Source organism: Christiangramia qingdaonensis (assembly GCF_048381525.1).
Classification (GTDB): domain Bacteria; phylum Bacteroidota; class Bacteroidia; order Flavobacteriales; family Flavobacteriaceae; genus Christiangramia.
The window spans coordinates 1,292,348-1,300,228 of record NZ_JBLWIM010000012.1; the positions used below are offsets into that span (position 1 = coordinate 1,292,348).

At 32.6% G+C, this 7,881-nt stretch carries 9 protein-coding genes; 7 read left to right on the top strand and 2 right to left on the bottom strand.

All coding sequences use genetic code 11. The features are described 5' to 3' along the window. The first annotated feature begins 141 nt into the window (after positions 1–141). Positions 142–783, top strand: a complete 642-nt coding sequence (locus ACNI3T_RS10910; protein WP_418227804.1) for a hypothetical protein — start codon at positions 142–144, stop codon at positions 781–783. A gap of 36 nt (positions 784–819) precedes the next feature. Continuing rightward, a complete protein-coding gene (locus ACNI3T_RS10915) occupies positions 820–1,686 on the top strand; it encodes an ABC transporter permease (RefSeq protein ID WP_418227805.1) in 867 nt (288 codons plus the stop codon). A gap of 14 nt (positions 1,687–1,700) precedes the next feature. Here the strand turns inward: ACNI3T_RS10915 and ACNI3T_RS10920 are convergent, their stop codons facing one another. Together ACNI3T_RS10920 and ACNI3T_RS10925 are read right to left on the bottom strand one after the other, a co-directional pair. Beyond that, complete coding sequence (locus ACNI3T_RS10920) at positions 1,701–2,342, bottom strand: class I SAM-dependent methyltransferase (RefSeq protein ID WP_418227806.1); 642 nt, start codon at positions 2,340–2,342, stop codon at positions 1,701–1,703. A 16-nt stretch (positions 2,343–2,358) separates the two neighbouring features. Further along, positions 2,359–3,162, bottom strand: coding sequence for a hypothetical protein (locus tag ACNI3T_RS10925; protein WP_418227807.1), 804 nt, complete (start codon positions 3,160–3,162; stop codon positions 2,359–2,361). Between the two features lie 129 nt (positions 3,163–3,291). Here ACNI3T_RS10925 and ACNI3T_RS10930 point away from each other — a divergent pair, with 129 nt between their 5' ends. The 5 genes from ACNI3T_RS10930 to ACNI3T_RS10950 all read left to right on the top strand — a co-directional run bounded on the left by ACNI3T_RS10930 (position 3,292) and on the right by ACNI3T_RS10950 (position 7,845). Next, positions 3,292–4,128 (top strand): polysaccharide pyruvyl transferase family protein, encoded by an 837-nt coding sequence (locus tag ACNI3T_RS10930; RefSeq protein ID WP_418227808.1) that lies wholly within the window; start codon positions 3,292–3,294, stop codon positions 4,126–4,128. A 58-nt stretch (positions 4,129–4,186) separates the two neighbouring features. Further along, positions 4,187–5,038 carry a class I SAM-dependent methyltransferase gene (locus ACNI3T_RS10935; RefSeq protein ID WP_418227809.1) on the top strand — a complete coding sequence of 284 codons (852 nt, stop codon included), beginning with the start codon at positions 4,187–4,189 and terminating at the stop codon, positions 5,036–5,038. Position 5,039: 1 nt separating this feature from the next. Further along, a complete protein-coding gene (locus ACNI3T_RS10940; RefSeq protein ID WP_418227810.1) occupies positions 5,040–5,948 on the top strand; it encodes a glycosyltransferase in 909 nt (302 codons plus the stop codon). Beyond that, positions 5,945–6,931, top strand: coding sequence for a glycosyltransferase (locus ACNI3T_RS10945; protein WP_418227811.1), 987 nt, complete (start codon positions 5,945–5,947; stop codon positions 6,929–6,931). Before ACNI3T_RS10940 ends, ACNI3T_RS10945 begins: the two co-directional genes overlap by 4 nt. A 134-nt stretch (positions 6,932–7,065) precedes the next feature. Then, entirely contained in the window at positions 7,066–7,845 is a 780-nt protein-coding gene (locus ACNI3T_RS10950) for a class I SAM-dependent methyltransferase (RefSeq protein WP_418227812.1), read from the top strand. The last annotated feature ends 36 nt before the right edge of the window (positions 7,846–7,881 follow it).

A 7,881-nucleotide genomic window follows, 5' to 3' on the forward strand; every position in this document is an offset into this window, starting at 1 on the left:
TTATAATCGTTACGCTAAAGGCTACTATGGTGCTGCACCTACTAAGCTATCACAAATGAAGACTTCATGGAAAAAGTTTATGAGGAATTTTGAGTAAAGCATAAATTATCAATTATTTTTCTTACGAATTTCCGTTAATCTATGACTTGCAAAGCTTTCCTAATTTCAATCGGGATAAAAAACCTTTATAAAAATTTCAAATTATATAATGGTTATTTAAAGGAAACTGGATGGAACCATAGTGTCAAGCAAACTAGTTCCGTAGATAAATTCGGGGAGGCGATACCATGGTTTACATATCCTTGTTTCCGTTTTTTAAACACACGTCTGAAAAAAGATTTGAAAATTTTTGAATTTGGGAGTGGCAACTCCACTTTATGGTTTAGTAAGAATTCGCAAAAAGTTTTCTCAGTAGAGCATGATAAAGAATGGTTCGAGAAATTGAAAATCGATTTAAGTAATAGAGGAAACGTAGACTATGTGCACCGAACTCTTACTAATGGGGATTATAAAAATGAGATATTAGAATATGAAAACTTTTTTGACATAATTATAATTGATGGCAGAGATAGGGTTAATTGTATTTTTAATTCATTAGGTGCTTTAAAGAAGAGCGGTGTAATTATTTTGGATAATTCTGATAGGGATAGGTACTTGGAAGCAATTTCTTTTTTGGAGGAAAAAGGATTTAGGAGCATTGATTTTTGGGGTATTGGTCCTATGAACCATGAAGAATGGTGTACAAGTATTTTTTATCGATCAGGTAATTGTCTTGGAATTTAAGTTTATTTCAAAGGCCCATTATTTAAAAAAAAATTAATGAAGAATTTAGATAGTAGTGAAGATTGGCTCTATGAGATAACTCCTAAAAGAAAGCTTATTGATCTTAATTTTGGGGAGATATGGAGGTACAGAGACCTTCTTTTACTTTTCGTGAAAAGAAATATCGTCACTGTATATAAGCAGACTATTTTAGGTCCACTTTGGTATTTTATTCAACCTCTTTTTACCGCTATAACTTTCACACTGGTCTTTAATAATATTGCAAATATTCCTACAGGAAATGTTCCTCCATTCCTTTTTAATTTAACCGGTATTACTGCATGGGGTTACTTTGTGCAATGTTTTACAGGAACATCTAATACGTTTCGGGCCAATGCCGGCATTTTTGGTAAGGTATATTTTCCTCGGGTAATAATGCCTATATCTCTGGTAATAACTAATCTATTTAAATTTGGTATCCAACTAAGTATTTTGATCATAGCATATGTGGTTGTGGTATGGAGCGGAGTGGATTTATCACCTAACTTCAATCTTTTCTTATTTCCTTTATACGTTTTAATGATGGCCATGTTGGGATTAGGACTTGGCATGACAATCTCCGCATTCACTACAAAATATAGGGATCTTAGTGTTTTGGTAAGTTTTGCTACCTCTCTTTTAGTTTATTTTTCCGCAGTTCCCTATCCGGTAAGTGAAGTCTCAAAAAAAATGCCCGACGTGGCCTGGATTGTGGAGATGAATCCTATTACCCACATTATTGAAGGATTTAGATATATGGTGTTAGATACCGGTACTTTTAGCTGGAATGGGTTCTTTTATACCTTTGGAGCTTCGCTCCTAATATTTCTACTCGGACTGGTTATTTTCAATAAAACTGAGAAAAACTTTATTGATACTGTTTAAAGCTTAAATGTTTTTCAGTTTTCCTTTATAGCATCAATAATAATACTTGTATAGCGAGGTTTGCCATCTTTATTTCTATGGTCATATTTTAAAGACCTTCTAATCATTCCGTCATGAATGTCCCATTTTTGAGAATGGAAATTTTTCTTTCCGTCGAAATACTCTAATAAATTAATTTTAAAACCTTCCTTTTCAAGAAATGATCTTAAATTTTCATGGTTGTATAAAATTTTATGGTCATCTGCCGAAATACCAAATCCTCCTGGTTTAACCTGCTCGATATAGTTGGATGAGTTATGATATCCATCTGGAACAGCTATCCTTAATTTGCCGCCTCTTTTTAAATACTTATAGCAAATGGAAGCAGCTTTTTTTCCTTCTTCCAAAGAAAGGTGTTCCCAAACATGTTCTGCAAGAAGATTACTTATTTCATCTTTTTTGAAATACTTATTCCAGTCATCTTCCTTTAAAAGATCTAGGAATTCTTTTTCTGATCTTATCCAGTCTTTTTGATATTTACCAGAACTACCTATAACAATTTTAAGAGGGATACCCATTCTTCTGTTAAGAGTAACTTTTATACTAAATTGTTTTTGAATTAAATATCCGTTAATGGATCGGTAATAAGGTCTTACAAATTTTTTTATCTTGTTCAAGATCTAAGTTTTAAACTTAATTTAGTTCGATTGGGAACTCCTTTGTACAATATCTACCCTTGCCAATATAGTTATTAGGAAGGTGGTGCACTGCTGCACCAGATGGGGTAATCAATTTCCCATTATTTTCTACTAACGGGATGATAGTTTCTTTATATCTATCCATTTCCTTACCGTGCCATCCAACTGCTGCTTTAGCTCGAATGCCGTAACCCTCAAATTTAAATTTCCATTCCTTACTTTTAATGAAATTTTTAAGTTCTATTTTATCGTAAATCCAGAAACCACAATAAGGATTAAGATTGTTAATCAGAAATTTTTGACCTTCGATTTCTATGATATTGTCGAGAGGCCAATTTACATCGGTCATTAACTCTTTACCTTCATGATCTTTTTCGATCCTTAGAAAACCTAAATTGTAATCGTTAGGAAGAGTTAATTTTTTATACTTTAGCCAATAATCAAGATTATCCTGCTGAAAATGGATGTCATCTTCTAAATAAATTTGGATATCGTATTCATCTACAGACTTTTCTACCCATTTTCTATTTTCCCATGCTAGGAGAAATGGATGGATCATGAATCTTGGAAGAAATTTACCAATAGAATAATTTTTTATTATTCGAGGTAATAACCATCTTTTATAGCTGTATTTTTTGATGTCAACGTTGCTGAGATTTGAATAATCAGCTAGATGTCGATTTGTGTATATAAAAATATCTGGTTTTGGGTCAATATTTTGTAGGCTTTCAACAACCTTATTGAAATAGGGCATTCTTTCGGTAGAATGGAAATAAGTAATGTGCGCAGCTATTTTCATTAGAATGATCTAATTATTTGATTAGATTGTAATTATTCAAATATAAATATTATCTAAATAGTTGAGTTTTCATCTGTAAATAAATAGTTGTTTATTATAGCTTAAAAACTTTATTTTGATATATAATTTATGAAGATAAAGAAAGCTAATAATAAAGCTAGTGAAATACCATTATTCTACTGGAGCGAGATAAGATTCCTTTTTAAAAATAAGGAGAATTACGGGGATTTATTATCCCGCTATCTGGTTGAAAAGATCTCCGGTAGAAGGGTGAAATGGATTCATCCGAAAAAGCAGGCATGGTATAAAAGAAATAAAACCAATTTCCTGGCCATTGGGAGTATATTACCCCATGCCGATAAAAATAGTATAGTCTGGGGAAGTGGTATAATAGACCGAAAGCATAAAATAGAAAGGGCTGATTTCAGAGCGGTGAGAGGACCCAGGACAAGAAGTTTTCTACTGAATCTTGGATATAGCTGTCCTGAAGTTTATGGTGATCCTGCATTGCTTCTTCCGCGATACTTCCATATTTCTATAAAACCGGAATATAAGGTAGGTATAATTCCGCATTATAATGATTATCAAGAAGTAAAAGATCTATATAAAGATGATAATTCTATTAATGTTGTAGATTTGATGACCATGGATGTTGAACAAACTACCCGTGAGATCCTTAAATGCGAATCTACAATTTCCTCTTCTTTACATGGATTGATAGTATCTCATGCATTTAATATACCTAGCGTATGGGTTGAGTTTTCAAACAAAATTTTCGGTGATGGTGTTAAATATGAAGATTATCTTGAATCAATAGACATGCCTCTTTATCATCCACCATTTATTAATGAAAAAAAATCTGCTGTAGAATTAGAGGATTTCATAAAATCTCATCCAAACCTACCTGATCCAATAAAATTAAAAGCGTTACAGGAAGAACTTTTGGAAACCTGGCCTTTTCAATAATATGTTATTATATCCCATTTATTTATAATTTAAAGGAACTTTAATCAGTAATTTTATAATGAATATCGAAGATCAATACAAGGAGAAAAATAAGCTACATTATGATAAAATGTATTCCTCTTACGGTATTGATAATATTCTTTACTGGATCAATAATTTAAACATGTTCTTGGAAACTTCCTGTTCCACAGAAGCAAGTTGGTATGCGATCTATCAGGATGAGCTCAAAAATAGAATAAGAGGTAAAAAAGTTCTTGAAATGGGCTGTGGCGATTGCGTTAATGCCGCTGTAATGGCTGCGCTCGGTGCTGAAGTGTACGCAAATGATATTGCTTTAAATAGCGGGGAGATAATAAGGAGATTAAATGAGCAATACGATTTTGACTTTCCTATAAGATTTGTGGAAGGAGATTTCCTTGAGAACGAACTTCCATCTGATTATTTTGATTTTGTGATTGGTAAAGCATTCTTGCATCATTTAACCGTTCCTTTGGAAGAGTTATTTTTAAAGGAGACCGCAAGGTTATTAAAAGAAGATGGAGAAGCAAGGTTCTTTGAGCCAGCCGTAAATAATCTGTTTCTTGATGAAATCAGGTGGTGTATTCCTTTGAGAAACAGGCCATCAAAACTTCAAAAAAGCAGATTTAAGAAATGGAAAGAAAATGATCCTCATCCTGACAGGACTTTTAGTTCCAAGCATTTTGAAAAGGTAGGAAGAAACTTTTTTAAGGATACAAGAACTGTTCCTATAGGAACTTTAGAACGTTTTAGCAGACTTTTTAAATGGGGAGAGCCAAAGAATAAATTTAAGAGATGGGCTTTAAAGAATGAAAAACATTTACCAAAGGCAATTAATAGAAATCTCACCAGAAGTCAATTAATTGTGTTTAAAAAGCCTCTCAGCTCTTGATATGGGTGATATTTGTGTAAGCATATTTCTATTAACCTTTAACCAGGAAGAATTCATTGGCCAAACCATAGAAAGTATACTCGGTCAGCAAACAGATTTTAAATATCAATTGGTTATAGGAGAAGATTGCAGTTCAGATAATACCCGACAAATATGCGAGAAGTACGCTAGGGAAAATCCTAATAAAATAAAATTACTTCCTTCTGAGGTCAATCATGGGTTAATTAAAAATTTTATTAGAACTTATAAGCAATGTAATGGAAAGTATGTAGCCATTTGCGACGGAGATGACTATTGGAATGATCCTTTTAAGTTGCAAAAACAGGTAGATTTTTTAGAGGCTAATCCAGATTTTGGAATCGTCTTCACATCTTTCAAGTTGCTGTTTCCTGATGGTAGAATGTTTGAAAAGGACTATTCGAAACAGGCCGAGATTACAAATTTTGAAGAATTAATTTTAGGAAATTATATATGTTCAGCGACAGCAGTTTTTAGAAATAAAAAAAATATAAATGATTTTCCCGGCTGGCTGGATACCTGTCCTTATGGTGATTGGCCACTTTATTTATGGACCACGAAAAAAGGAGCAAAAATAAAATATCTGGATGAGGTTACTGCAGTATATCGGAGAGAGATCGGCGTTTCGGAAAGAATGAAGATTAGACCCATCTCGATACTCAAAGCGAATTGCAATATAGTAGCTCAGGCCTATAGAGATTCTAATTTTTCAAATAAGAAAGTAGTAATTAAAAATAGTTTACTTAATCATGAATTTGCTCTTTTAGCCAGTTATCTTAGGGCGGGTAAGAAACGAAAGGCATTAAAATATATAGCAAAACTAGGTGTAAAAAAACCAGGTAGATTGATAAGAATACTTCTTTATATGGGGAAATTAAAAATCGCTAAATGAGTTCTTCCATTTCAATTCTCGTAGCTAACCATCAATTAAATAAAATTGGAGGGTCTGAAACTTTTACGTTTGCCTTCATTGCAGCTTTTAAAAGAAAGGGATTTGACGTAGAGTATTTCACTTTTGCCAAGGGTTTAATATCTGATAAAATTGAGCATGATCTTGGAGTTGAATTTATGACTAAAAAGCGCTATGACCTTATCTTAGCTAGTCATACAACCTGTATTAAAAAGCTTTTTCATAGGGGATTTATTATTCAAATATGTCACGGGATATTTCCAGCGCTTGAGCAGCCTTCTGCTTATGCCGATTTTCACATATCAATTTCAAGTGAAGTTAAAAATCATTTGAAATCTTTGAATGTAGATTCTATAATTATCAATAACGGTGTAGATTGTGAAAGATTTTTTCCAAAGTTTCCGGTTAAGGAAGAATTAGGTTCTATTTTGAGCTTATGCCAGTCTTCTGAAGCAAATAATAAGATTCGAGAAATTTGCACAAAAAATAACTGGGAGTTTTTTTCCATAAATAAGTTCAAGCAGCAAATATGGGATGTAGAAAACTATATCAATAAAGCGGACCTGGTTATAGGACTGGGCAGATCTGCATACGAAGCAATGGCATGTGGAAGGCCTGTTCTCATTTATGATCATCGCCCGTATACGAATAGTTACTCTGATGGTTATTTAACTAATGTTCAGGAGAGCCTAAAATTTAATTGTTCAGGGAGAAGATTTAAATACTTTCTAGAAAAAGATGATTTAGAAGCTGAAATTCTAAAATATAGGTGTAGGGATGGTGAAGAAATGAGGAGTTTCGCCTTGGAGAATTTAAATATGGATAAGAAATGTCTTCAGTATGTAGATATTTTTAAGAAAAAGCTGGAAAGTGTACAGATGCAGACCCTAAGAAATATTAAAAGAAAGAAATTTGTAGAATTAAAATTGAAGGAAGTTTTACGTAGAGTAAGAAAAGCCTTTTAATAAACAAAGAAGGCTTCTTTTATTTTTTAGGAACAGTATGTTGAAATAGTTTTTAAAAATGTTAATAGCCTTATAATGGGAAATTAGTTATTAAAGTTTTTGAAGTTTAAATTTGTCAATAAGCTCTTCCTGTTTTGGATAGTAAGAAAGAATTTTTTGGAATGAACCAACTACATGCATATTTTAAGAACAATAGCGATAATTGTATAGATAAGTGGTTACACTATTTTGATATTTATGATTTATGGTTCAGGAAGTATAAGGATAAGCCCATAACAATCCTGGAAATAGGGGTCTATCAAGGAGGGTCTTTAAATATGTGGAGAGATTACTTTGGTGAAAAAGCCCAAATTTACGCCATAGATATAAATCCTTCCTGTAAACAATTTGAAACTGAAAATACCAAAATTTTTATAGGGTCTCAGGAAGATAGAACTTTTCTTCAAAAGGTTAGATCTCAAATACCTAAACCAGATATTATTATAGACGATGGTGGCCATTCAATGAACCAGCAAATCGTATCCTTTGAGGAATTATACGGGCATGTAAAAGAAGACGGTATTTATTTATGTGAAGATCTCCACACTTCCTATTGGCAAATATATGGAGGTGGGTATAAAAAAAGTGACAGTTTTATTGAATACTCAAAGAATTTCATTGATGCTATAAATGCATGGCATGCAGGCGATGACAAACTTAAGATTAATGAGCTTACTCGCAGTACCTATGGACTTCACTATTATCCTAGTATGCTGATAATTCAAAGGAAGGCGATGCAAAAACCGGTATCGAGAAGAAAAGGAAAAATGATTCTTCCTCCAGAAGATTTTCCAGCTCCTCGAGATAAAAGAAGGTTTTTTAAGAACATTAATAAAATTTTGAATAAGAAAGTAAAGAAATTCTTAGGAAGATAAATGGGATTTTAACTTACGTGAAATTTTTCGAATGAT

Excerpts from the sequence above, each read along its gene's own strand:
- ACNI3T_RS10910 (WP_418227804.1), top strand. The coding sequence starts at position 142 with ATGACTTGCAAAGCTTTCCTAATTTCAATCGGGATAAAAAACCTTTAT.
- ACNI3T_RS10915 (WP_418227805.1), top strand. The coding sequence starts at position 820 with ATGAAGAATTTAGATAGTAGTGAAGATTGGCTCTATGAGATAACTCCT.
- ACNI3T_RS10925 (WP_418227807.1), bottom strand. The coding sequence starts at position 3,162 with ATGAAAATAGCTGCGCACATTACTTATTTCCATTCTACCGAAAGAATG.
- ACNI3T_RS10930 (WP_418227808.1), top strand. The coding sequence starts at position 3,292 with ATGAAGATAAAGAAAGCTAATAATAAAGCTAGTGAAATACCATTATTC.
- ACNI3T_RS10935 (WP_418227809.1), top strand. The coding sequence starts at position 4,187 with ATGAATATCGAAGATCAATACAAGGAGAAAAATAAGCTACATTATGAT.
- ACNI3T_RS10940 (WP_418227810.1), top strand. The coding sequence starts at position 5,040 with ATGGGTGATATTTGTGTAAGCATATTTCTATTAACCTTTAACCAGGAA.
- ACNI3T_RS10945 (WP_418227811.1), top strand. The coding sequence starts at position 5,945 with ATGAGTTCTTCCATTTCAATTCTCGTAGCTAACCATCAATTAAATAAA.